The 22,247-nt window shown below is 62.7% G+C and carries 22 protein-coding genes; 10 read left to right on the top strand and 12 right to left on the bottom strand.

Going from position 1 to position 22,247, the window contains the following annotated elements:
- Positions 1 to 8 precede the first annotated feature (8 nt).
- Positions 9 to 530 carry a TetR/AcrR family transcriptional regulator gene (locus KTR60_RS16635; RefSeq protein ID WP_007733148.1) on the bottom strand — a complete coding sequence of 174 codons (522 nt, stop codon included), beginning with the start codon at positions 528 to 530 and terminating at the stop codon, positions 9 to 11.
- Between the two features lie 128 nt (positions 531 to 658).
- Here KTR60_RS16635 and KTR60_RS16630 point away from each other — a divergent pair, with 128 nt between their 5' ends.
- Positions 659 to 2,203 (top strand): MFS transporter, encoded by a 1,545-nt coding sequence (locus KTR60_RS16630; protein ID WP_037129764.1) that lies wholly within the window; start codon positions 659 to 661, stop codon positions 2,201 to 2,203.
- A gap of 21 nt (positions 2,204 to 2,224) precedes the next feature.
- Here the strand turns inward: KTR60_RS16630 and treZ are convergent, their stop codons facing one another.
- Together treZ and KTR60_RS16620 are read right to left on the bottom strand one after the other, a co-directional pair.
- Positions 2,225 to 3,946, bottom strand: coding sequence for a malto-oligosyltrehalose trehalohydrolase (gene treZ / locus KTR60_RS16625; protein WP_228401057.1), 1,722 nt, complete (start codon positions 3,944 to 3,946; stop codon positions 2,225 to 2,227).
- 69 nt (positions 3,947 to 4,015) lie between these two features.
- The gene (locus tag KTR60_RS16620; protein WP_166502376.1) at positions 4,016 to 5,377 is read right to left on the bottom strand and encodes an NAD(P)-binding domain-containing protein; all 1,362 of its coding nucleotides are present in this window, start codon (positions 5,375 to 5,377) and stop codon (positions 4,016 to 4,018) included.
- A gap of 96 nt (positions 5,378 to 5,473) precedes the next feature.
- On the opposite strand from KTR60_RS16620, the gene KTR60_RS16615 reads away from it, so the two are divergent.
- The 4 genes from KTR60_RS16615 to KTR60_RS16600 all read left to right on the top strand — a co-directional run bounded on the left by KTR60_RS16615 (position 5,474) and on the right by KTR60_RS16600 (position 8,319).
- Positions 5,474 to 6,358, top strand: a complete 885-nt coding sequence (locus KTR60_RS16615; protein WP_042921823.1) for a helix-turn-helix domain-containing GNAT family N-acetyltransferase — start codon at positions 5,474 to 5,476, stop codon at positions 6,356 to 6,358.
- A gap of 64 nt (positions 6,359 to 6,422) precedes the next feature.
- Complete coding sequence (locus tag KTR60_RS16610) at positions 6,423 to 6,809, top strand: ArsR/SmtB family transcription factor (protein WP_030537016.1); 387 nt, start codon at positions 6,423 to 6,425, stop codon at positions 6,807 to 6,809.
- Positions 6,806 to 7,909 (top strand): ACR3 family arsenite efflux transporter, encoded by a 1,104-nt coding sequence (gene arsB, locus KTR60_RS16605; RefSeq protein WP_003941673.1) that lies wholly within the window; start codon positions 6,806 to 6,808, stop codon positions 7,907 to 7,909. The genes KTR60_RS16610 and arsB overlap by 4 nt, the downstream gene beginning before the upstream one ends.
- Positions 7,906 to 8,319 (top strand): arsenate reductase ArsC, encoded by a 414-nt coding sequence (locus tag KTR60_RS16600; protein ID WP_007733138.1) that lies wholly within the window; start codon positions 7,906 to 7,908, stop codon positions 8,317 to 8,319. Before arsB ends, KTR60_RS16600 begins: the two co-directional genes overlap by 4 nt.
- Before the next feature lie 21 nt (positions 8,320 to 8,340).
- On the opposite strand, the gene KTR60_RS29210 is transcribed toward KTR60_RS16600, so the two are convergent.
- Genes KTR60_RS29210 through KTR60_RS16590 form a run of 3 tightly spaced genes read right to left on the bottom strand, consistent with a single transcriptional unit; the run spans position 8,341 to position 11,130 of the window.
- The gene (locus KTR60_RS29210) at positions 8,341 to 8,472 is read right to left on the bottom strand and encodes a hypothetical protein (protein ID WP_007733137.1); all 132 of its coding nucleotides are present in this window, start codon (positions 8,470 to 8,472) and stop codon (positions 8,341 to 8,343) included.
- Positions 8,469 to 9,059, bottom strand: a complete 591-nt coding sequence (locus KTR60_RS16595) for a TetR/AcrR family transcriptional regulator (RefSeq protein WP_228401056.1) — start codon at positions 9,057 to 9,059, stop codon at positions 8,469 to 8,471. Before KTR60_RS16595 ends, KTR60_RS29210 begins: the two co-directional genes overlap by 4 nt.
- Positions 9,060 to 9,117: 58 nt before the next feature.
- Entirely contained in the window at positions 9,118 to 11,130 is a 2,013-nt protein-coding gene (locus KTR60_RS16590; RefSeq protein ID WP_228401055.1) for an MFS transporter, read from the bottom strand.
- Positions 11,131 to 11,309: 179 nt separating this feature from the next.
- On the opposite strand from KTR60_RS16590, the gene KTR60_RS16585 reads away from it, so the two are divergent.
- The 3 genes from KTR60_RS16585 to KTR60_RS16575 are packed head-to-tail and all read left to right on the top strand — an operon-like array spanning position 11,310 to position 12,599.
- Entirely contained in the window at positions 11,310 to 11,504 is a 195-nt protein-coding gene (locus tag KTR60_RS16585; RefSeq protein ID WP_003941743.1) for a DUF1918 domain-containing protein, read from the top strand.
- A gap of 57 nt (positions 11,505 to 11,561) precedes the next feature.
- The gene (locus KTR60_RS16580; protein WP_228401054.1) at positions 11,562 to 12,185 is read left to right on the top strand and encodes a TetR/AcrR family transcriptional regulator; all 624 of its coding nucleotides are present in this window, start codon (positions 11,562 to 11,564) and stop codon (positions 12,183 to 12,185) included.
- Positions 12,186 to 12,242: 57 nt separating this feature from the next.
- Positions 12,243 to 12,599, top strand: a complete 357-nt coding sequence (locus tag KTR60_RS16575) for a PLD nuclease N-terminal domain-containing protein (protein WP_003941757.1) — start codon at positions 12,243 to 12,245, stop codon at positions 12,597 to 12,599.
- A 1-nt stretch (position 12,600) separates the two neighbouring features.
- Here the strand turns inward: KTR60_RS16575 and KTR60_RS16570 are convergent, their stop codons facing one another.
- Positions 12,601 to 13,491 (bottom strand): LysR family transcriptional regulator, encoded by an 891-nt coding sequence (locus KTR60_RS16570; RefSeq protein WP_228401053.1) that lies wholly within the window; start codon positions 13,489 to 13,491, stop codon positions 12,601 to 12,603.
- Between the two features lie 83 nt (positions 13,492 to 13,574).
- On the opposite strand from KTR60_RS16570, the gene KTR60_RS16565 reads away from it, so the two are divergent.
- Entirely contained in the window at positions 13,575 to 14,471 is an 897-nt protein-coding gene (locus tag KTR60_RS16565; protein WP_042921816.1) for an EamA family transporter, read from the top strand.
- Between the two features lie 34 nt (positions 14,472 to 14,505).
- On the opposite strand, the gene KTR60_RS16560 is transcribed toward KTR60_RS16565, so the two are convergent.
- On the bottom strand, positions 14,506 to 15,099 hold the full coding sequence (locus KTR60_RS16560; protein ID WP_003941729.1) for a TetR/AcrR family transcriptional regulator: 594 nt from the start codon (positions 15,097 to 15,099) through the stop codon (positions 14,506 to 14,508).
- A gap of 55 nt (positions 15,100 to 15,154) precedes the next feature.
- Between KTR60_RS16560 and KTR60_RS16555 the strand changes: the two genes are divergently transcribed.
- Entirely contained in the window at positions 15,155 to 15,601 is a 447-nt protein-coding gene (locus KTR60_RS16555; protein ID WP_223304504.1) for a PaaI family thioesterase, read from the top strand.
- Here KTR60_RS16555 and KTR60_RS16550 read toward each other — a convergent pair.
- From KTR60_RS16550 to glgX, 4 genes are all read right to left on the bottom strand, one after another.
- The gene (locus KTR60_RS16550) at positions 15,591 to 16,520 is read right to left on the bottom strand and encodes an NADP-dependent oxidoreductase (RefSeq protein ID WP_228401052.1); all 930 of its coding nucleotides are present in this window, start codon (positions 16,518 to 16,520) and stop codon (positions 15,591 to 15,593) included. The two genes, KTR60_RS16555 and KTR60_RS16550, sit on opposite strands and share 11 nt — an antisense overlap.
- Before the next feature lie 66 nt (positions 16,521 to 16,586).
- A complete protein-coding gene (locus KTR60_RS16545; protein WP_007733124.1) occupies positions 16,587 to 17,399 on the bottom strand; it encodes a mycofactocin-coupled SDR family oxidoreductase in 813 nt (270 codons plus the stop codon).
- A gap of 94 nt (positions 17,400 to 17,493) precedes the next feature.
- Entirely contained in the window at positions 17,494 to 19,860 is a 2,367-nt protein-coding gene (gene treY, locus KTR60_RS16540) for a malto-oligosyltrehalose synthase (RefSeq protein ID WP_065456575.1), read from the bottom strand.
- A gap of 13 nt (positions 19,861 to 19,873) precedes the next feature.
- Positions 19,874 to 22,213, bottom strand: a complete 2,340-nt coding sequence (glgX, locus tag KTR60_RS16535) for a glycogen debranching protein GlgX (protein ID WP_083058773.1) — start codon at positions 22,211 to 22,213, stop codon at positions 19,874 to 19,876.
- Between the last annotated feature and the right edge of the window lie 34 nt (positions 22,214 to 22,247).

Genomic DNA, 22,247 nt, shown 5'->3' with positions numbered 1-22,247 from the left:
CCCCCCGGTCAGGGCCGCAGTCGCTCGACTACCTGTCGATGCAGTTCGGGATCCGGCTGGGGGAGTCCGAGCATGGCCGCCAGATACAGGCCGTCGCCGACGAGTCGGATGATCTCGGCCTGCACAGGGTCGGCGATCTCGGTCTGAAGGCCCTTGTCCCAGCTCCGCATCACATGTGTGACGGCCTTCTGGATTTCGTCGTGTTGTCCGTCGACTGTTCTCAGTGCCGCGATGATCGACCGGAAGAGTGAGAGTTCTTCGCTTTCGTTCGCATCGGGGATCTGCAGATAGAACTCGGTGACCGTCGTACCGCCGGCTACGGCGTCTTCGAGTTGCTGATCCGAGCGTTCTCCGAGTCTGCGGACCATCGCCGCGAGCAGTGCTTCCTTGCTGGGGAAGTGATAGAGAAGTCCGCCCTTGGAAACCCCGGCTTCGGCGGCAACGCCTTCGAGCGTGACTTGGGCGACGCCGCTGACCAGCAGCAGCTTCTCCAGTGCGTCGAGAATTCGATCGCGAGTGTCGGCAGCCATGTGATGTGACCCTACCCGGAAATAACTTTACCGCTCGGACGGTTCACTGTTACCGTAGACCTACTGTACCGGCTGGACGGTGCAGTGAAGTCTTTTCGAAAGAACTCAGAGAAAGTCGCAGGGGAGCAATGTCAGTGTCGGCAGATCAGACGTCTGCAATCAATCCCGACGAGGTTCGGGCGACAAAGCGTGACTGGGCGGGCTTGATAGTCCTTGCCTTTGCTGTGTTGCTCATCGCGGTCGACGGCACGGTGCTCGATCTTGCGCTTCCGTTCATCAGCGCCGACCTCGAACCGAGCAGCACGCAGTTGCTGTGGATCATCGACGTCTATTCGTTCGTGCTCGCCGGTCTGCTCATCACCATGGGTACGCTCGGCGACCGGATCGGTAGGCGAAAACTGCTCCTGATCGGCGCAGTCGGCTTCGGTCTCGCCTCGATCATCGCCGCTCTCGCTGTCAGTCCCGAGATGCTCATTGCCGCCCGCGTGCTGCAGGGTATTTCCGGTGCAACGCTGATGCCGGCCACCCTCGGTCTGATCCGCACGATCTTCGTCAACCCGCGTCAGCGCACCGAGGCGATCGGTGTCTGGGGCGCGATGGCCGGTGGCGGTACCGCGGCAGGCCCTTTGGTCGGTGGTTGGTTGCTCGAGCACTTCTGGTGGGGTTCGGTCTTCTTGATCAACATTCCGGTCATGATCGCGCTGGTTGTACTCGGCCCGATCCTGATCCCGGAGTCGAAGGACCCCAATCCGGGTCGATTCGACCTCATCAGCGCTGGTCTGTCGATGGCGACCATGTTGCCGCTGGTGTACGCGGTCAAGGAATCCGTGGTGCACGGCGTCAGCATCACGTTGCTGGTGATCGGCCTCGTTGGTCTCGCGGCGGGTTACGTGTTCGTGCGTCGTCAGCGGATGCTCAAGGATCCGATGTTGGATCTGAAGCTGTTTGCCAACGCGTCGTTCTCCACCGCCGTCATCACCAACCTGCTCTCGATCTTCGCGCTGGCAGGTGTCCTGTTCTTCGGCTCGCAGTACCTGCAGTTGGTGCTGGGTAACTCGGCGCTCGACGCCGGGCTGCTGATGCTCCCGGGTATGTTGCTCAGCGCATTCACCGCGGTTGCGGCGGCCTGGTTGATTCGCCGGTGGTCGGTGTCTCACGTGCTCAGCGCGGGCCTCGCGGTTGCCGGTATCGGTGCTGCGATGCTGCTCGCGCTCGGCGTCGACAGCGGCCCGTTGATGTTCGTGCTCGGCTTCGGTCTGGCCGGTGCTGGTGTCGGTGTCGCGTTGACGTTGACATCGGATCTCGTGGTCAGCTCGGTGGAACCCGAACGCGCCGGCGCTGCGTCCGCTGTGTCGGAGACCGCGTACGAACTCGGCATCGCGCTCGGCGTGGCGATTCTGGGCAGCGTGGTGATGGCGATCTTCCGCAAGGGAATCGACACCTCGATGCTCGAAGCAGATCAGGCGCATGCTGCACAGGGCACACTCGGCGGTGCCCTGCAGGAAGCAACGTACCTACCTGGTGAACTCGGTTCGGTGCTTGCCGATTCCGCGAAGTCGGCGTTTGTCGACGGTATGCACGTTGCTGCCGGTGCAACAGCTTTGGTTCTGTTCGTCAGTGCCGCATTGGTGTTGAGGATGCTGCGGAGTACACCAGAGAACGCGAAGCGTTAATACCGGAATTTCGAGAGTTAGTCAGCTTTCGAGTACGACGAACGAGTGCCCCGGCACCACTGTTGCGGACGCGGTCTCGTCCTGTGTCGGCGGATCCCACCAGAGGATGGGGGTTCCGCCGGCCGGGACCGAGGCCGCGTCCGTTCCCAGATTGCACACGATCTGTAATGCGCCGCGGCGCAGGGTGATCCACTGGTCGTCCTCGTCGTAGTCGACGTGCAGGTGCCCCAGCCAAGGGTCGGTGATCTCGATTCGCTTCCTGCGCAGGGCAAGTAGATCGCGATAGCAGGCCAGGACGCGAGCGTGTGTCTCGTCGTCTCGCTCGTCCCAGTCCAGTTTCGATCGCAGAAATGTCTGTGGGTCTTGCGGATCCGGAATGTCGTCACTGTTCCAGCCGTGCGCCGCGAACTCCGCTTTGCGGCCTTTGGCAGTGGCCTCGCCGAGTTCCGGTTCCGGATGCGAGGTGAAGAACTGGAACGGAGTGGTCGCTCCCCATTCCTCGCCCATGAACAGCATCGGCGTGTACGGCGAGAGCAGGACCAGCGCCGCCTTGATCGCCAATTGTCCTGGCGTCAGATAGGCGCTCGGGCGGTCCCCGATCGCGCGGTTGCCGATCTGATCGTGGGTGCACGTGTATGCGAGCAGGGCGCTGGCGGGCTGATGCGTGATGTCGATCGGCCGGCCGTGAACCCGTCCACGGAACGAGGAATACGTTCCGGCGTGGAAGAAACCGCGCCGCAATGTATTTGCAAGGGATTCCAAGGATCCGAAGTCGGCGTAATAGCCCTGGCGTTCGCCGGACACGGCCGTGTGAATGGTGTGGTGGATGTCGTCGTCCCACTGCGCGTCCAAGCCGAACCCGCCGGCCGCTCGTGGCGTGATCAGAGTGGCGTCGTTGAGATCGCTTTCGGCGATCAACGTGAGCGGTCGACCCAGATGGGCCGACAGTGTTTCCGTTCGGACGGCGAGTTCCTCGAGGATGTGCGTTCCGGTGTGATCGACCAACGCGTGGACGGCGTCGAGGCGTAGACCGTCGATGTGGAAATCGCGCATCCATCGCAGGGCATTGCCGATGATGTACTCGCGAACCTCGCCCGACTGCGGACCGCCGATGTTGATCGTTCGGCCCCAGGTGTTCGCTCCATCGGCAATGTAGGGGCCGAACTTTTCGAGGTAGTTGCCCGACGGGCCCAGGTGGTTGTAGACCACGTCAAGAATCACGCCGAGTCCGCGTTCGTGGGCCGCATTCACCAAGCGTTGCAATCCGTCCGGGCCACCGTAGATCTCGTGGACCGTGTACCAGAGCACACCGTCGTAGCCCCAGTTGTGAGTTCCGTTGAAGCCGTTGACCGGCATGATTTCCACGAAGCCGACGCCGAGGTCTACCAGGTGATCGAGACGTTCGATCGCGGCGTCGAATGTTCCTTCGGGGGTGAACGTTCCGATGTGCAGTTCGTAGACCGATGATCCTGGGAGTTGTCGTCCGGTCCACTGAGAGTCGGTCCAGGACGCCTCGTCGAGCTGATGCAACTGGGAGCGAAGGTGCACGCCTTCGGGCTGGCGTGGTGAACGCGGATCCGGGAGTGTTTCACCGTCGACGACAAAGCCGTAGCGAGCGCGGTTGTCGCAGTCGACCTCGGCGCGCCACCACCCGTCGTCGGTCCGGTCCATCTCGTGCGTGATGCCGTCGACTTCGACCCGGACCGATTCCGGAGTTGGCGCCCAGACCTCGAATGTATGCACACGATCAGCATGCCTTGTTCGGCCGGATGTGGCAGCCCGGCGGGCTGGATCCATCGTCAAGGACTGTTTCTATCCGCAGGTGTTGCCGGACGGTGCAGACAGCGTGATCAGTTTCGGAGCGGGGGCGCTGCAGCATCCGCCCTCGGCTTTCCCTGTGTCGGTTTCTGCTGTGTCAGGTTCGTCGAAAATGCCTGCGCCGCCGCAGACTCCGGTCTCCGGAAGGATCAACTCGACACGGGCCGCTGCCTCGTGATCGCCGGCGAGCTCGGCTGCGATGCTGCGAACCTGCTCGTAGCCGGTCATCGCCAGGAAGGTGGGTGCTCGGCCGTAGCTTTTCATTCCTGCCAAGTACACCCCCGGCTCCGGATGGCGAAGCTCCTTCGCGCCATGCGGGTAAACGGTGCCGCACGAGTGGACGTTCGGGTCGATCAGCGGAGCAAGCTCGACCGGTGCTTGTAAGACCGGGTCGAGGCCGAGTCGAATTTCCGAGAGCCAGGACAGATCGGGGCGGAAGCCGGTCAGCGCTATGACGTTGTCCACGTTCTCGATGCGATCACCCGCATCGGAGGCAAGTATGAGTTGTCCCGAAGGGGTAGTTGTCACCTCTGCGGTGCGGAAGCCGGTGACGACTCTCAACAGGCCATCCTCGACGGACTTCTTTGCACGCAAGCCCAGGGCGCCGCGCGCGGGCAGTTCGTCAGCGTCGCCGCCTCCGAATGCAGAGCCGATGTTTCCTCGGCGGACCGCCCAGGTGATGCGGGTGCTCGGAGCCTGCTCTGCCAACCCTGACAGCGCAACGATCGCCGTCAGCGCGGAGTGGCCACTACCTGCGATGACGGTGTGCGTTCCGGCGAACTGTGCCCGCACTGCCGGATCGTCGAGATCAGGAACCCGGTACCGGATCGCAGTACCCACAGCGCCTTCGCCGAGTGCAGGAAGACCTTCACCACCGAGCGGGTTCGGGGTGCCCCAGGTGCCGGACGCATCCACAATGGCCTGGGCGAACATCCGATCCTCGGTTCCGTCCCGGCGCCGCAGGTGAATCGAGAGGGGTTCGCTGTCGCGTCCGGCGTCGACGACCAGGTCACGTCCGCGTCGAGCGACGCCGATCACCTCGGTGTCGAACTGGACCAGGTCGGCGAGGGCCGAGGCGAGTGGTTCGAGGTAGAGCTCGCGCCATTGCCGGCCGGTCGGATAGGTCTGCCCGTCGGGTGAGCTCCATCCATTCTGGTCGAGGAGTCGCCGCGCGGCGGGGGAGACGAGTTCGGACCACCGGGAGAACAGTCGAACGTGATTCCACTCGGAGATCGCAGCACCGGCTGTGGTTCCGCGCTCGAATACAAGGGGTGTGAGTCCGCGCTCGCGCAGTTCTGCTGCGGCTGCCAGGCCGATCGGGCCGGCCCCGATCACGACAACGGGTAGGGGGTTCATTTTCGTGCCTTTCATCGACGATTATCGATCTACGGGGAACTGTATCGACGATCATCAATGTAGGCAACCATCGACAGCTGTCGATATAATGGAGAGATGACTTCGCTGCAGACTCCGACGGTGCGAGTCGGCGATTCGGACCCGGATCAGATCCGTTCTTCCGTCCTCGCGCAGGGCGATGCCGATACCTACGCGCAGTGGTTCGCCTGCCTTGCCGAGCCGATGCGCGTCCGATTGCTTCACCGGGTAGCGAGCGCGGTCGGTGGTATTACCGTCGGAGCGCTCGCCGAGGCGTTGGGGATCGGGCAACCGACGGTGTCGCACCACCTGCGCAAGCTCGCCGATGTGGGTTTTGTGACCATGCGTAAGGAAGGGACGAGCACGGTCGTCGCGATGAGTCCGACGTGTTGCGTTGCCTTGCCGCAGGCGGCGGATGTGGTGATGGGAGTCCTTGCTCCGCGTCCGTGCTGCCCGAGTGATCTGCCCGACGATGTCTCTGTCCGGGCCATGATCGACGACGACTGGGATGCGGTTCGCCGTATTTACGGCGAGGGTATCGACACCCGAAATGCCACCTTTGCCGCTGAGGTCCCCTCGCGTGAGCATCTCCACGAACGGTGGCTGCCGCAGCATCGATGGGTGGCGACTGTCGGGGGTGTTGTTGTCGGATGGGCTGCGTTGAGTCCGGTTTCCGAGCGTGACTGCTACCGCGGGGTTGCCGAGAACTCCGTGTACGTTGCGGACGGCATGCGTGGTCGTGGCGTCGGAAAGGCGTTGTTGCGCAAGCAAGTCATGGCCGCCGACGCCGACGGACTCTGGACTCTGCAGACGTCGATGTTCCCGGAGAACCGTGCCTCCATCTCGCTGCATCATTCGGCCGGGTTTCGAACGGTCGGCCTTCGCGAGAAGATCGCCGAACTCGACGGCGTGTGGCGCGACACTGTTCTGCTCGAGCGTCGAACGGCGATCGCCGAGGGATGAGTCCGGGATCCGGCTGACCGGATGCCCGATTGCGCGTTGATTCGATATCTGTCAATATCGAAGAATGTCGAATCAAGAGCTGCCGGACTCCGAGGCTTGCTGCACCCCGCTCGTTCGTGAACCGTTGACCGAGGATTGGGCCGGCGACTTGTCTCGGATGTTCAAGGCCCTCGGCGATCCGGTTCGTCTCCGCTTGCTCAGCTTGGTGGCAAGTCACGAGGGTGGTGAAGCCTGCGTCTGCGACATCTCCGACTCGTTCGATCTGTCTCAGCCGACTATCTCGCATCACCTCAAGGTGTTGCGCCAGGCCGGGTTACTCGATTGTGAACGACGCGGGACCTGGGTGTACTACTGGGTTATTCCGGCTGCGCTGCAACAGCTTTCCGCCGTTCTACTGGTTGAAGGTACGAGCGTGAGTGTCGCGGACGCGTGCGTAGAGGTCACCGCATGAGCAACACCGCTGCCACCACCGAACACCCCGAAGTCGTCGGAAAACTCTCCACCCTCGACCGCTATCTGGCGGTCTGGATCGGCGTGGCCATGGTCGTCGGCCTGCTGGTTGGACGCTGGATCCCCGGTGTGAACACTGCCCTGGACAAGGTGCAGATCGACGGCATCTCGCTACCGATCGCCCTCGGTCTGCTGATCATGATGTACCCGGTCCTGGCGAAGGTCCGCTACGACCGCCTCGACACAGTCACCGGGGACAAGAAACTCCTCGCCGGCTCCCTGTTCCTGAACTGGGTTCTCGGCCCGGCGCTGATGTTCGCCCTCGCCTGGCTGTTTCTGCCTGACCTGCCGGAATACCGAACCGGTTTGATCATCGTCGGTCTCGCTCGCTGCATCGCGATGGTGATCATCTGGAACGACCTGGCCTGCGGAGACCGCGAAGCCGCCGCGGTGCTGGTCGCCATCAATTCGGTGTTCCAGGTGATCATGTTCGCCGTGCTCGGTTGGTTCTACCTCTCGGTCCTGCCCGGGTGGCTCGGCCTCGAACAGACCACCATCGACACCTCGCCCTGGCAGATCGCCAAATCCGTTCTGATCTTCCTCGGTATCCCGCTGCTGGCAGGTTTTCTGTCCCGCTTCTTCGGCGAACGCGCCAAAGGCCGCGACTGGTACGACAACAAGTTCATCCCCAAGATCAGCCCCTGGGCGCTCTACGGTCTGCTGTTCACCATCGTCGTGCTCTTCTCGATGCAGGGCGAACAGATCACCTCCCAGCCTTGGGATGTCGTCCGGATCGCGCTGCCCCTGCTCGCGTACTTCGCGCTCATGTGGGGCGGAGGCTACATCCTCGGCGCCGCAATCGGATTGGGCTATGAACGCACCACGACCCTGGCGTTCACCGCCGCGGGCAACAACTTCGAACTCGCGATCGCGGTAGCCATCGCCACCTACGGCGCCACCTCGGGGCAAGCTCTTGCCGGTGTCGTCGGCCCGCTGATCGAGGTACCGGTGCTCGTCGGGCTGGTCTATGTCTCCCTTGCTCTACGCAAACGCTTTGCAGTCGAAGAGGTTTCATCCAGTCGAGAAAGAGCGAGGTCATGAGCAAACCATCGGTGTTGTTCGTCTGCGTCCACAATGCCGGTCGATCTCAGATGGCCGCGGGATTCCTGAGCCATCTCGCAGGCGACGCCATCGAGGTCCGTTCCGCCGGATCCGCACCCGCCGAGACCGTCAATTCGGCAGCGGTCGAGGCGATGGCAGAGCGCGGTATCGACATCTCAGCGCAGTCTCCGAAGATCCTCACTGTCGACGCCGTCCAGGATTCGGATGTCGTCATCACCATGGGCTGCGGCGACACGTGCCCGATCTTCCCCGGCAAGAGTTACCGAGACTGGGTTCTCGACGACCCGGCCGGACAGGGCCTTGAAGCAGTTCGCCCGATCCGTGACGAAATCGAGCGTCGCGTTCAAGCCTTGATCGCTGAACTCACCACTGCAGCGAAGTCTCCCTGACCGATCGGGGAATCGACAGGATCATTCGCCCGCGGGCTCGATGTGTTCGGCACCGAGGACGGAGAGTCGGTATTCCTGTGCGTCCTGCTCGGTTTCGAAATCTTTCTCTTCGAGGAGATTCCGGTCGGCGTCGAGGTATCGGTAAGTAGTCATTCCTCCACCGTGTCACTGATGAACGATTCGTGCTCGGATACCGGTTCGATTTCGTCGACGGCTATTTGAATCAGCCTTCCGTAGCGCCGGATCAGATCCTCCGACGACAGTGAATCCTCACGGAGGAGTTCGAGCGTCCGCATGCCGGTGGCCAGTCCGAGCAGCAGTGAGACGACGATCTGGCTGCGTACCAAACCGGGCTCCGTGTCGCCGATGCGGCGCGCGATCCCGTGAACGTATCGTTGCTTGATCTCGGCCCGAGCGGCGGCCGGATCTGGCGCCTCGTGAACGTGTACTGCGAGCATTGCCCACGGATCGGTTTCATCGGATTCTCTACGAGCGACAAGTTTCTCGACCAGTTGACAGCTGATGTCTCCGGTGGCGTCGGCATTCGGATCCTCGTCCATCGGAGGTGCGGACGGGATCGCAGCCGAGTACAGCCGAGCTTTGCTGCCGTAGATCTTCATGACCAGGGCAGGGGAGTAACCGGCCGCGACCGCGATGTCCTTGATGGTCGTCGATGCGTAACCTCGTTCCGCGAACAAGGCTTTCGCTGCTGTGAGGATGCTGGCTTCACCGCTGCTCATGCCGCTCGCCTCCGCCTCGATACCCGATCGCCATGCGTTCGGTTGCTCATACTGGCGTTCATACTGTCGTCAACGGCTCGGCATCGACGGGTACGTCGAAGTCGACGACGGTGGACTGCGCGATGACCGCTATCTGACGAGCCAATGTGCCGTGTCCGCTCTCGGTCAGCGCGGTCAGGATGTACCGGCCGGATGTGGGAAGTGCGATTCCGTAGTGCCCGGTTCCGTCGGTGACCGTGGATGCGACGAATTCGCCGGTCGGTTTCGTGAGTGTGACGACGGTTCCCGAGGTTGTTCGGCCGTCGACTCCGACCTTGCCGGAGATGGTGAGGCGGTCGCCGAGTTCGACGGTGTGCGTCGATTGCGCGCTGTCGAAAGCGATCACCTGCGACCGAGGGGACCAACCGTCGGCACTCGTCACTACCAAGTACCGTCCGGGCCGGGGTAGTGCGAGGGAGAAGTTGCCCTCGTTGTCGGCGCGACTCCAGTCGATCGGTCGCCCCTCCATGTCCATCACGGTGACAACGGCCTGCCGGATCGGTCGGCTGTCGGCCCGGACCACACGACCGGCAACCACAATTTCCGTTTCGGACACGGCGGCGTCGGGAAGCTCGAACCCTTCCGGGGTCACCGGGCGAAGTGCCGCTTCCGGTTTTGCGCCGCGGCGAGGAATGAACGCAGCGGCAGCGGCAGCAGCCACGGCGGCGAGGGCGGCCAGCCAGAAGATGTTCTTGAAGGCGTCGATCGACGGAAGGCCCTCGCCCGGCCCGGACGGGATAACCATCGACGTGAGCATGGCGGCAACCACCGCGCTGGAGGTCGACGTACCGACCGAGCGGAGCAGCGAATTGAGGCCGTTCGCCGACGCGGTTTCGGTGATCGGAACCGATCGCATGATCAGCATCGGCATCGCGGAGTAGGCGATTGCAGTTCCGATGCTGACCACCGCCGCGCTGATGATGATCAGTGCTATCGAACCGGTCAGGAACACTCGCGCGATGTAGGCGAGCGCGAGCACCGTGCCGCCGACGATCAGGGTGATCTTGGCTCCGAATCGCTTCGTGATGTTCGCGGAGACGGGCGCGAAGAAGACCATCGCGAGGCCTGCCGGAATCATGCACAGTCCGGCCGCCATCACGCCCAGTTCGAAGCCGTAGCCGGAGATCTTCGGCATCTGAAGTTGTTGGGTGGTGGAGAGGTTGTTCGCGTACATCGAGAAGCCGACGAGGATCGAGGCGACGTTGGTCAGCAGAACAGGCCGCTTGGCCGACGTTCGTAGATCGACCATCGGCTGGGTGACGCGGAGTTCGTAAGGGAACCACAATGCGAGAGTCACGATTCCGGTGACGAACATCAGCAATGTCAGTTCGCTCGTCCATCCCCAACGGGCGCCCTTGGAGATGGCGAGGAGGATCGCCGTGAGTGCTGTCGAGAGCATGACCGCGCCCAGGAAGTCGAATTTGCCGCGGGTACGAACACTTGATTCCGGGACGACGACGGCTACCGCGATGATCAGCAGGACGCCCACGATCGCCGAGAGCCAGAAGATGGCGGGCCAGCCCAGATGCTCGAAGATCAACCCGGACAGCGGGAGCCCGAGTGCGCTGCCGATTCCGAGAGTGGCACTCATCAACGCTGTTGCCGACGCCACCTTCTCCTTGGGCAGTTCGTCGCGCATGATGCTGATTCCGACGGGGATCATCGAGATCGCGAAGCCCTGGAGACCACGTCCGATCAGCAGGGCGACAAAGTTGCCGCCGATCGCCGCGACCAGTGATCCGACCACGATCATCGTCATCGAGATCAGCATCATGCGTCGTTTTCCGAACATGTCTGCCAGGCGGGAGACGATCGGAGTGGCGACGGCACTCGTGAGGAGCGTGACGGTGACGAGCCAGGAGGCGTCGTCAGCGCTGACGCCGAGGATCTTCGGGAAATCGGGCAACAACGGAATGACCATCGTTTGTTGCAGCGCGACCACGGTGCCGGAAAGACAGAGAATTGCGGTAATGAGCCGACTTGAACGGCGAGTGGTCGGAGACGAGTGCAATGCCAAGAGACGGTCCTTCACGCGGCGATGGTGAACGGGAATTCACCCATGAGTGAACCACTGTTCACCCGTCGGTGTCACCTTCGGTGAATATGCGATTTCTCACGACGGCAACTCGCCCCAGGGTTTCCGAGTCGGCATGGCGGGAACAACGTCAGTGGTTGGTCTGCGCCTGCGCGAGCGGGCAGCGAGGAGGAGTGATGCATGCCGAAGTGGGTGACCGTCTCCACGTCCAGGGGCGCGTGGTGGGGCAGGCGGAGGTAACTGCCGAGGTTCTCGAGGTGCACGGCGAGGACGGCGGTCCTCCCTATCTGGTCAGGTACGACAACGGCCACGAGGCGTTGGTGTTTCCCGGTAGCGACGGCTGGATAGACCACCCCGGAAAAGGCTCCTGAGCTGCACGATTCTTTCCATGCATGGTCGTTGCATCGAATGCGGCTAAAGTGTGCGCAATGGAGGGCAGACGCCAGTACCACTCCCGCGTGCGTGAAGCTTCCGCGCAGCGAACGCGTGAACTCATTCGTGATGCGGCGACGGCCTTGTTTATTCGAGACGGGTATGTCAGTGCCACCGTCAAGCAGATTGCCGCCTCGGCCGGCGTCGCCGATCGGACGGTGTTCACAGCCTTCCCTGGCGGGAAACTCGAGATCTTCGAAGCGGCCCTCGCTGCGGCGCTCGATGCCGAAGAGGTTCCACTCGGCGCGCCGAACCTGGCCTCGGACCCCGATGACGTTCGCCGGATCGTCTCCCAGATCGTGGCACAGGGCATCGGACTGCTCGAACGTGCCGGCGCTCTGATGATGGTCGCGGTCGAATCCTCGGGTGCGGATGCCGACATGCGTCGACTATCCGAGGAGTCGTCGGATCAGTCGGCCGTCAATGCGATGTCGATAGCCGAGGGTCTCTCCGAGCATGGCTTGTTGAGGCCTGAGATTTCGCTCGAGAAAGCCGCGGGCATACTTGCCGCTTTCGTCTCGCCTCAGTTTCATCAGCAATTGCGTCGGGTCAGTGGATGGGACGTCGATGCGTACCGAGGATGGCTCGAGTTCAACATTCGCCAGAATCTAATGTACTAATTGGTCTGTTTTCGTTAGCATGGCGAGGGTTTTTTATTCTCGGGAGGAATCGCCAGCGTGCCCTATGCCTTGTTCGGCCTCATCACGATGTTGCTGTGGATTTTCTGCATCGTCGACGCCATCACGAGAGATGACGCCTACATCCAGTACCTACCCAAGGTCGTCTGGATTCTGATCATCATCTTCCTTCCTACTTTGGGATCGGTTCTGTGGCTGGTGGTCGGGCGCGGACAGAACGCGCCCCGCGGTTACGTCGGCCCAACCGGTTACGGCGAATACGAGCGCCCGGGACGTGCCGTTGCGCAGGATCCGGCGGCGGACGAAGCCTTCTTGCGTCAGTGCCGCGAGCGGGCGGAAGAGCAGCGTCGAATTGCCAAGCAGCAGCGCCGCGACGGCGACGCTGATCGGATGTGAGTTATCGGTAGGCCGTGAGTCGGTCCAACACGAGCCGAAGCGGCGGCCACGACGATCGGCCGCGACGCGTCACCGCATAGGCAGTGAGGATGACGGGCGGATCGACGAGTGGTTCGACGCGCACGCCTTCGCGAGTCTTGCGTTCGAGCGGCATCAGCCCCACGCCGTAACCACTGAGGATCAAGAGTTCGACCAAGTCGAGACTGTCGATCTGGTGAGTGATCCGAGGGGTGAACCCGGCCAGCGACGCGAGGGTTCGCACAGCGCGCTCGTCTGCCGTGTTGCGTGAGTTCACTATCCATGACGTGTCGGCGAAGGCGCGGAGATCGATTCCGGATTCTGTGGACTTGTCGGGAGCTTTGGCGTCGTCGGGAGCACACAGTCCCCAGGGCGTCGACCAGAGCGGAATTGCTTCGAGTAGTGGGCTCGGCGACGCGGGGGCAAGGTTGTAGTCGTACGTCAGTGCGAGGTCTAGATCGTCGCGTTCGAGGAGTGCAAAAGCCTCGACGGGTTCGTATTCGTAGATCATCACGTCCACCTGCGGGTGACTGCGTTGCAGGCTTCGAGCGACGGGGAGCATCGCGGTTCTGATCGCAGTTGCGAATCCGCCGACTCGCAGGGTCCCCACCGGTTCCGCGTCCGGATCGAGGTCCAGGCGAGCTGCATCGACGGCTGCCAGGATGGTGACGGCATGATCGGCCAGTCGTTGACCGGCCGGCGTCAGCCGCACCCGGCGACCGTCGGGCTCGATCAGTGCGGTACCGGTCTCCGCGGTCAAGGCCGCGAGTTGTTGGGACACTGTCGACGTCGTGAGGTTGTGCGCTTCGGCGACCGCACGCATCGAACCCAAGCGGGAGAGTTCGAGGAGGAGATGGAGTCGACGGGTTTCCATCCTTCGATCATTCACTAATCGTGAACATAATGTAGGTCAAAATCGCGTGGACACGAACGGTTGGCCTCCCGTTCAATTCAGCTATGGATACGAAAGCGCGGGCCGGAGTGGGCCTGGCTGTTTTGGCGATGTTGTGCGTGCAGCTCGGGCTCGCCGTGTCGGTGGGCCTGATCGATCAGCTCGGCGCAGACGGAGCGGCGTGGCTACGACTCGCCTGGGCAGGCATCATTCTTCTGATCATCGTCAGGCCCCGCCCTTCGGCGTTCACTCGCAAGGCGTTTCTGGCTTGCGTGGTTCTGGGTGTGGTCACCGCAGGCATGACGCTCCTGTTCATGGCAGCGGTGGAGCGCCTTCCGCTGGGAACAGCAAGCGCATTGGAATTCTTGGGTCCGCTGACGGTTGCTTTGCTCCGGGGGCGTGGCCGCGTTCTGTGGCCGGTTCTGGCAGGCGTGGGCGTCGTGCTTCTCACCGAACCGTGGGCCGGGACAGTCGATCTGGTCGGTGTGGCGTACGCACTCGGTGCGGCGCTCTGCTGGGCGATGTACATTTTGCTCACCCAGCGCGTCGGCGACGAGGTTGCCGGTATCAACGGGCTGGCGGTGTCGATGGCGGTAGCCGGGTTGGCCGCGACAATTGCCGTAGGCCACTCGGCTATCGGGCGGCTGACTCCGCATCTGATTCTCGTGGGCCTCGGACTCGCGATCTTGCTGCCCGTCGTGCCGTTCGTTCTGGAGATGGTCTCGTTGCGAAGGCTGTCCACGGCGGCGTTCGGCACGCTGATGAGTCTCGAGCCTGCTTTCGCGCAGCTTATCGGTCTGGTTGTGCTGCAACAGGTTCCGAGTGTTCTGGCCGTGGCAGGTATCGCGTGCGTCGTCGTCGCAGGGATCGGCGCGGCCCGCGGTGGTGCTCGAGGTGGCGCCCGGAAGCCGACTGAGCCACCCTCCGATTCCGAGCGAACGTACCTTTCGGCGCCTTCATGAGACCGAGAGTGCCGTTCGCTCAGGTCGCGTTCGCTCAGTGCGAGTGCGCCGCGGCGATTGCTCCGTCGAACACGTCGGCGACCTCGCCGAGGGAATCGAGAATCGGCTGACCGGATCGTTCGACGCGAGCCCGCACCAGCGAGCCCTCGAGCGCGGACACTGCCAGGACGGCAAGCCGTTCCGCTCGCGCACGTCCGACCCCGGACGCGATCAGTGTGTCGCGCAGTAGCGAAGTCCACTGTCGATACACCGCCTGTCCGGCGGCTGTCACGCTCTCCGAATCGGGGGCAAGTTCCAACAACACCGTCGTGATCGGCGAGCCTTCGTGGAAATCCGAATCGCTCACCCATCCGGCGAGCAACCGCGCGTACTCGCGCAGCAGCGACCCGGCGTCCGATTGGCTGTCGGCGAGTTCGGTCAGGGTGTCGGTGACCAACTGCCCGCCGACGCGGACGACCTCTTCGCCGATCTGCTCTTTGCCGCCGGGAAAGTAGTGGTACAGCGAACCTTTCGGCGCCCCGCTCGACTTGAGGATCTCGTTGAGGCCCGTTGCCGCATACCCCTGGCGGCGAAACAGATCGGCCGCAGCTCGTACGAGTGCTTCGCGGTGTTTCGGGGGAGTCGCCACGAGTTGGAGCTTAAACACCCCAGCGATCCACCACAATCTATGTAGACTGGTCTACATGGGAAATTCTGAAATGCTCGAACAGTTGCGGGCGGTCAACGCCTCGGCGGCCTTCAACCGGTGGGCCGGATTCGAAGTCACGGAGGCCGAACCGGGTCGCGTTTGTCTGCGGCTCGAATGGCGTGAGGATCTGGGCCAGTACTCGGGACACCTGCACGCTGCGCTCGTGGCGGGACTCGTCGACACCGCGTGCGGATTTGCTGCTTTCACCCAGGTAGGTGTCGTGGCGGCGTCCAACTGCGCGGTCAATTTCGTGAGTCCGGGCGTCGGAACCGCATTTGTCGCTACGGCGCGCTCGGTCAAGGCCGGGCGCAAGCAGGTGTTCGTCACTGCCGAGGTACATGCCGAACGCGAAGGCGAATCGGTGCTCGTCGCGTTCGGCACCACCCTGTTGGTTCCACTCGCCCCTCAGACACAGGGAACCGCAAGCAACGTCAGGGAATGAGGATGAACTTCCCGGCGGGATGGGAGCTCTGCAACTCGGTGTGAGCGAGCGCGACGTCCGTTAGTGGGAAGGTCTTGGCGATCTTGACGGTGAGATGTCCGGAACCGGCTTGTTCGACCAGTTCGGATCGAGCCTTCAAACGCGCTTCCGCACTTGCCGGATTGCCTCCGCCGACGGACGCGAAGCCGTCGGTCTGGGCGCGTCCGAACGCGACGATGGTGACGATACGGCTCTTGTCGGAGACCAAAGCCAGCGAAGTATCGACGGCTTCATCTGTTCCGGCGGTGTCGAAGGCGGCGTCGACGCCGTTCGGCGCGAGTTCACGGACACGCGCTTCGAGGCCGTGGCCGTAGAGCACAGGCGTCGCGCCGAGCGAGCGCACGTAATCCTGATTCGAGGCTCCCGCGGTGCCGATCACCGTAGCTCCGCGACCAACTGCCAGCTGAACAGCGATCGCGCCGACGCCGCCAGACGCGCCGTGGATGAGAACGGTGTCGCCGGAGCGGACCCGAACGGTGTCGAGGGCGTCGACTGCAGTTCCGCCGACCAGAAGGAGGCCGGCTGCCTGTTCCCAGCTGATGCCTGCGGGCTTCGCGGTCACCGAGGAGACCTGCACGACTACTTGTTCGGAGTAGAGGCCGTTGCCGGGGCTGACGATCACTTCGTCGCCGACTGTCACATTTGTGACGCCGTCGCCGACGGCCGAGACGACGCCCGCTGCCTCGCCGCCGAGGCGGATGGGAAGTTTCTCGGGGTCGGTGCCGAAAGCGCCGCTGTAGAGCTTGAAGTCGAAGGGATTGACGCCGATCGCCTTCACGTCGACCAGGACTTCACCTGATTTCGGTGCCGGTAAATCGACGTCCACCAGCTTCAGGACCTCGGGCGTGCCGTACGTCTGCGCTACAACAGTTTTGGTCATGTCTCGCGCAACCGTCCTCGGGGAAGCGATATTCCCCGAGGACGGGAAAAACTCGAGAAGATTCGATCAGCGGATCAGGGTGCCCAGATCGAGCGGCATCGCGATGCCGGTGATGTGATGGGCCTCGTCGGAACCGAGGAACGCGACGGCGGCGGCGATGTCCTCCGGCTGGCTGACCGGGTCGGGCAAGGTCTGCATGAAGATCGGACCGAGTGTGTGGGCGTTGGCGTCGATGAGCGGCCGCATGTCCGTCATCTGCATTCCGGTTTCCACGCCGTGTGGGTGGATGGTGTTGACCCGAATGTTGTACTGCCCCAACTCCGAGGCCATCGTCTTGGCCAGACCGGTGATGCCGTGTTTGCTCGCGACGTAATGGCCGAGGAAGGGGAGGCCGCGCAGGCCGGCGACGGAGCTGGTGAAGATGATCGAGCCACCGGTGCCTTGCTTGATCAGGTGCGGGATCGCTGCCTTGGCGGTGTGGAAGACGCCGGTCAGGTTGACGTCGAGCGTTTCCTGCCACTGCTCGGGCGTGATTTCCCAGGACATGTTGGCAGAACAGATTCCGGCGTTCGCGACGACGACGTCAAGTCGCCCCAATTCGTCGATGCCGGCCGCGAGCGCCGCGGACAGCGCAGAGAAGTCGCGAACGTCGGTCTTGGTAGCGACAATTCGACGGTCCAGGGCCTTGACCAGTTCGACTGTCTCGGCCAGGTCGTCGTCGGTGGCGCCGGCATACGAGGTGGATTCGAATTGAACACACGCGTCGACGGCGATGATGTCTGCGCCCTCTTCTGCCAGCCGGACAGCTTCGGCGCGCCCCTGACCACGGGCGGCTCCGGTGATGAAGGCAACTTTTCCGGTGAATCGACTGGCGGCCATGCTCAAACCTCCGACTAGTGGTGACGATCTGCTCTTCGGAAGTTAGCGCGACGAAGTTCTTTTCGGGGGTGAATGCCCAGTCAGCGGAAACCGCTCAGCGCACCCTGGTCAACAGGGCACATGGCCCGGCAGCGAAGATGTCCCGCGCATCCGAAGACAAGACGGGTTGTCCGCTCAGTGCGTCGACCCATTCGCCATCTGGCAGGTCCACTCGCGTATCTCTCCAACCGTGCGACGAGAGTCTGAGCGAATGTCGCGTCGCCAGAGCGACGACCATGGGCGGATCACCTGCCGGGCCGCGCGAGAAGCCGACCAGATGACCGGATCCGGAACCTGAAGCGAAGACCGGCCGGTACTCACCGTGATCGAACCACGAGGGGTTCTCCCGCCGCAGTGTCAGTGCCGTGCGAACGAGGTGCAACTTTGCGGTTCCTGTTGCGTCGATCGGCGCGGCGCCGGAATCGAGCAGTGATCGCCTCGTTCCGTAGTCGACAAGCCGCCGGTTGTCCGGATCGACCAACGAGTCCTCCCACAGCTCAGTGCCCTGGTAGACGTCGGGAACGCCGGGCCCGAGAAGTTGGAGCAGCTTTTGGCCCAGAGAGTCCGACCAGCCGTGACGCGCGATCCTGCCGACGAATTCGCTGACCGAATCACCGACCGGGCCGTCGATCACCTCGTCGATCCAGCGGTGCACTGCCGACTCGAAGTCGACGTCCGGATCGTTCCAGGAAGTTCTGGCGCCGGACTCGCGGACGGCTTTCTCCGCATAGGCGTGCAAACGCTCGCGCAGCTCTGGAACCGAGGCTGCCGAGCGGCCGTCCGCCGGCCACACACCGATGATGTTCTGCCACAAGAACAATCCGGTAAGCGGATCAGGGCTGGGGCACACGTCTTCCCACTCGCGAATCAGCCGGGCCCACAGCGTCGGCACCTGAGACACAACACCGATCCGTGCCCGCACGTCCTCGCCGCGTTTGGTGTCGTGAGTGGACAGACTCGTCATCGCGCGCGGCCACCGCTTCGCTCGGTCCGCGTTGTGGAGATGGAATTCGGCGACGGAGACGGCAAGCGATGCCGGGTTGCCGCCGACTTCCTGACGTGAGACCAGGCGCGCCGTCCGATAGAAGAGTCGATCTTCGACGGACTTGGCCATGACAGCGCCACACACCTGCTGGAAGCGAACTGAGGCTTCACCGCTGTTCACCAGGGATTGCGCCAACACGTTGAACGATGGTTCATGTCCGGGAGCCAATTCGTGCATGTCGCCGACGATCCGAGCGGCCAAACCGGCGAGGGGACTGTAGTCGGATCGGTACACCGGCATCCGAGCGATCGCGACGACAACTGCGTCGTTCAGTTCGGTCTCACTGCAACGACTTCCGGTTTCGCGTCGGATTGCACGTACGAGCCTGCGAACCTCCGGTGCCAGGTCACCGCGCCCGGTGTCGCGTTTGAACTGACGTTCGGTGTGATGCAACCACGTACTGTCCCCGTCGTCGCCGGTCAGATCTGCCGAGAGTTCGGTCAATTCGAGTTCGGCGGCGGGATCGACGAAAATGCCGCCCAGCTGATTGAGGGCGTCGTATCCGGTGGTGCCGTCGATCGGGAGCATCGGATCGAGTGGTTCCGTATGGCCGAGGATCTTTTCGATCACGAGCCACTGATCTGGTCCGATCAGTTCTCGCAGGCGCCCGAGATATTCCGCCGGATTCGCGAGTCCGTCCGGATGATCGATGCGAACGCCGTCGATCAGTCCTTCGTCGACCCACGACTTCACTTGCCGATGGCAGAGTTCGAAGACGTGGGGGTCCTCCTGGCGCAGCGCAGCGAGTTCGTTGACGGCAAAGAACCGTCGGTAGTTGACGATCCCGGCGTTCCACGGTACGAGTCGGTACGACTGCCTGGAGTGCACCTCCTGTGGAGATCCGAATTCAGTACCGGCAGCGATGGGGAAGCGGTGCTCGTAGAACGCGAGAAGTGTTTCCTCGCCATCTTTCTCGACAGTCAGTGCGTCGAGATCGTCCGGGCTACCCAGTACCGGGAGTGAGAGTTTGCCGTCGGCGCCGTTGGCTCCGTTGTCCTCGGCCCAATCGATGTCGAAGAAATGCGCGTACTCCGACGACTGCCCGTGCGTGAGAACGTCCCACCACCAAGCATTTTCGCGAGGTTTGGCGACACCGACGTGGTTGGGGACCAGATCGACGATCAGGCCCATTCCACGTGATCGAACGGCGCGCGAGAGCTCCACCAGGGCCTCGCGGCCACCAAGTCCTTCGGACACGGTTGTCGGATCGGTGACGTCGTAGCCGTGCGTCGATCCGGACGTCGCAGTGAGGATGGGGGAGAGATAGAGATGTGAGACCCCCAATGCCTCGAAGTAGTCCACCTGTGCGGCCGCATCACGAAGAGTGAATGCATCCGGTCGCAACTGCAGTCTGTAGGTGCTGGTTATCGGGGCCATGTGCACGTCTCCCTCAAGCGGTTCTGCGAAGTACCGTCAATGCTCGCGCTTTTACATCCAATGTTGTTCCGGCTTTGATCACGGTATCGCTCTCACCGGTGGGGACCGAGGTGTCGAGTACGACGGTCCACTCCGAGGCGTAGTCCGCGTTGGGGGTGGAGAATTCGAGATCTTCGTAGTGGGCGTTGAAGCAGAGAAGGAACGAATCTCCGGTGACGCGCTCGCCACGGTAGTTCGGTTCCGGGATCGCGTCACCGTTGAGAAAGACAGCCAACGACTTGCCGAAACCGCTGTCCCAGTCGGCCGGAGTCATCTCTTCGCCAGACGGCGTGAGCCAGGCGATGTCGCGACTCTGATCGCCGCTTCGAATAGGTCGCCCCTCGAAGAATCGACGACGCCGGAAGACCGGGTTCTTGGCGCGCAAGGCAATTGCGCGCTTGGTGAACTCGACGAGGTCGGCGTTGGTTTCCGCGAGAGTCCAATCCATCCATGACAGTTCCGAATCCTGGCAGTAAACGTTGTTGTTACCCTGCTGAGTTCGGCCCATCTCGTCGCCGTGAGCAAGCATCGGGGTGCCCTGGCTGAGCATCAGCGTAGCCAGTATGTTCCGGCTCTGACGGCCACGCAGTTCGAGGATTTCCGGGTCGTCGGTGGGGCCTTCGACTCCGCAGTTCCACGATCGGTTGTGCGATTCGCCGTCGTTGTTGTTCTCACCGTTGGCTTCGTTGTGCTTCTCGTTGTACGAGACGAGGTCGTGCAGGGTGAAACCGTCGTGAGCGATGACGAAGTTGATGCTCGCGCCAGGGCGACGTCCGGTGGCCTCGTAGAGATCAGAGGATCCGGTGAGACGGGAGGCGAACTCCCCCAGCGTTGCCGGCTCACCACGCCAGTAGTCGCGGACGGTGTCGCGGTATTTGCCGTTCCATTCGGTCCACAGGCCGGGGAAGTTGCCGACCTGGTAACCGCCTTCGCCGACGTCCCACGGTTCGGCGATCAGCTTCACCTGACTGACGATCGGATCCTGTTGCACGAGATCGAAGAAGGCCGAAAGGCGGTCCACGTCGTGCAGTTCACGGGCGAGTGTCGAGGCGAGGTCGAAGCGGAAACCGTCGACGTGCATCTCCGTGACCCAGTACCGCAGAGAGTCCATGATCAATTGCAGCGTATGCGGATGACGGGCGTTGAGGCTGTTGCCCGTTCCGGTGTAGTCCATGTAGTGCTCTTCGTCGCCGTCGACCAGGCGGTAGTAGGCGGCATTGTCGATTCCGCGGAAGCTGATGGTCGGCCCCATGTGATTGCCCTCGGCGGTGTGGTTGTAGACCACGTCGAGGATCACTTCGATACCCGCCTGGTGGAAGCTGCGCACCATGGCTTTGAATTCCGCTACGGCCGCATCGGGTTTCGTGGCCGAGGAGTAGTCGGTGTGTGGAGCGAGAAAGCCGAAGGTGTTGTAACCCCAGTAGTTTCGCAGACCTTGGTCGAGAAGCACCTGATCGTGCATGAACTGGTGGACCGGCATCAGTTCGATCGCCGTGACACCCAGATCGGTGAGGTGCTCGATGATCACCGGATGAGCGAGCCCCGCGTACGTGCCGCGCAATTCCTCCGGAACTCCGGGATGCGTCGCGGTCATACCCTTGACGTGCGCTTCGTAGATGACCGTCTCGTGATACGGACGCTTCGGCGAGTGGTCGGACGCCCAATCGAAGAACGGGTTGATGACGACGGTCGACATCGTATGGCCGAGCGAATCATGTTGGGGGAAAGGGATGGTGGCGGGTTCGTCGACGAGTGGTTCCGGCTCGAAGGGTTCGGGCTCGAGGATCTCGTCCGATTCCTGATCGCCCGTGGGCGAGTCGTCTTCGAGGCCCACCTCGTCCGATTCGGCTTCCGAACTCGTTTCGTCGATAGCCTCTTGCGGCTCCACGGCGGGAGATTCGTCGTCTCCTGAAGGTTCGGGGTCCGCCGCCGATTCGACGTCGTACGAGAACAGCGAACGGTCTCCGTCGAAGTCTCCGTCGAACGCTTTTCCGTACGGGTCCAGCAGGAGCTTGCTCGGATCGCATCGCAGACCTGCAGCCGGATCGTACGGCCCGTGTACGCGGTAGCCGTATCGCTGGCCGGGGGATACCGACGGAAGGTACGCATGCCAGACGTAACCGTCGACCTCGTCCATCCGAATGCGGGTTTCGGTTCCGTCCTTGGCGATCAGGCACAGCTCGACGGCCTCGGCGACCTCGGAGAAGAGCGAGAAATTGGTCCCCGCGCCGTCGTAGGTGGCACCGAGTGGGTACGCACTGCCAGGCCATACCGGGATGGGAGTGGCTGAGGTCTCGCTCGGCGGTTGATCCATGAATCAGACCCTATCGGGTGCAGCCGATCGAATC

The organism is Rhodococcus sp. C1 (assembly GCF_020809065.1).
Taxonomy (GTDB): Bacteria; Actinomycetota; Actinomycetes; order Mycobacteriales; family Mycobacteriaceae; genus Rhodococcus_F; species Rhodococcus_F qingshengii.
Note: the sequence above shows the minus strand (reverse complement) of the source record. Positions and strands in the feature narration are given on the sequence as shown.

Excerpts from the sequence above, each read along its gene's own strand:
- KTR60_RS16635 (WP_007733148.1), bottom strand. The coding sequence starts at position 530 with ATGGCTGCCGACACTCGCGATCGAATTCTCGACGCACTGGAGAAGCTG.
- KTR60_RS16630 (WP_037129764.1), top strand. The coding sequence starts at position 659 with ATGTCAGTGTCGGCAGATCAGACGTCTGCAATCAATCCCGACGAGGTT.
- KTR60_RS16620 (WP_166502376.1), bottom strand. The coding sequence starts at position 5,377 with ATGAACCCCCTACCCGTTGTCGTGATCGGGGCCGGCCCGATCGGCCTG.
- KTR60_RS16615 (WP_042921823.1), top strand. The coding sequence starts at position 5,474 with ATGACTTCGCTGCAGACTCCGACGGTGCGAGTCGGCGATTCGGACCCG.
- KTR60_RS16610 (WP_030537016.1), top strand. The coding sequence starts at position 6,423 with ATGTCGAATCAAGAGCTGCCGGACTCCGAGGCTTGCTGCACCCCGCTC.
- arsB (WP_003941673.1), top strand. The coding sequence starts at position 6,806 with ATGAGCAACACCGCTGCCACCACCGAACACCCCGAAGTCGTCGGAAAA.
- KTR60_RS16600 (WP_007733138.1), top strand. The coding sequence starts at position 7,906 with ATGAGCAAACCATCGGTGTTGTTCGTCTGCGTCCACAATGCCGGTCGA.
- KTR60_RS29210 (WP_007733137.1), bottom strand. The coding sequence starts at position 8,472 with ATGACTACTTACCGATACCTCGACGCCGACCGGAATCTCCTCGAAGAG.
- KTR60_RS16595 (WP_228401056.1), bottom strand. The coding sequence starts at position 9,059 with ATGAGCAGCGGTGAAGCCAGCATCCTCACAGCAGCGAAAGCCTTGTTC.
- KTR60_RS16585 (WP_003941743.1), top strand. The coding sequence starts at position 11,310 with ATGCATGCCGAAGTGGGTGACCGTCTCCACGTCCAGGGGCGCGTGGTG.
- KTR60_RS16580 (WP_228401054.1), top strand. The coding sequence starts at position 11,562 with ATGGAGGGCAGACGCCAGTACCACTCCCGCGTGCGTGAAGCTTCCGCG.
- KTR60_RS16570 (WP_228401053.1), bottom strand. The coding sequence starts at position 13,491 with ATGGAAACCCGTCGACTCCATCTCCTCCTCGAACTCTCCCGCTTGGGT.
- KTR60_RS16565 (WP_042921816.1), top strand. The coding sequence starts at position 13,575 with ATGGATACGAAAGCGCGGGCCGGAGTGGGCCTGGCTGTTTTGGCGATG.
- KTR60_RS16555 (WP_223304504.1), top strand. The coding sequence starts at position 15,155 with ATGGGAAATTCTGAAATGCTCGAACAGTTGCGGGCGGTCAACGCCTCG.
- KTR60_RS16550 (WP_228401052.1), bottom strand. The coding sequence starts at position 16,520 with ATGACCAAAACTGTTGTAGCGCAGACGTACGGCACGCCCGAGGTCCTG.
- KTR60_RS16545 (WP_007733124.1), bottom strand. The coding sequence starts at position 17,399 with ATGGCCGCCAGTCGATTCACCGGAAAAGTTGCCTTCATCACCGGAGCC.
- treY (WP_065456575.1), bottom strand. The coding sequence starts at position 19,860 with ATGGCCCCGATAACCAGCACCTACAGACTGCAGTTGCGACCGGATGCA.
- glgX (WP_083058773.1), bottom strand. The coding sequence starts at position 22,213 with ATGGATCAACCGCCGAGCGAGACCTCAGCCACTCCCATCCCGGTATGG.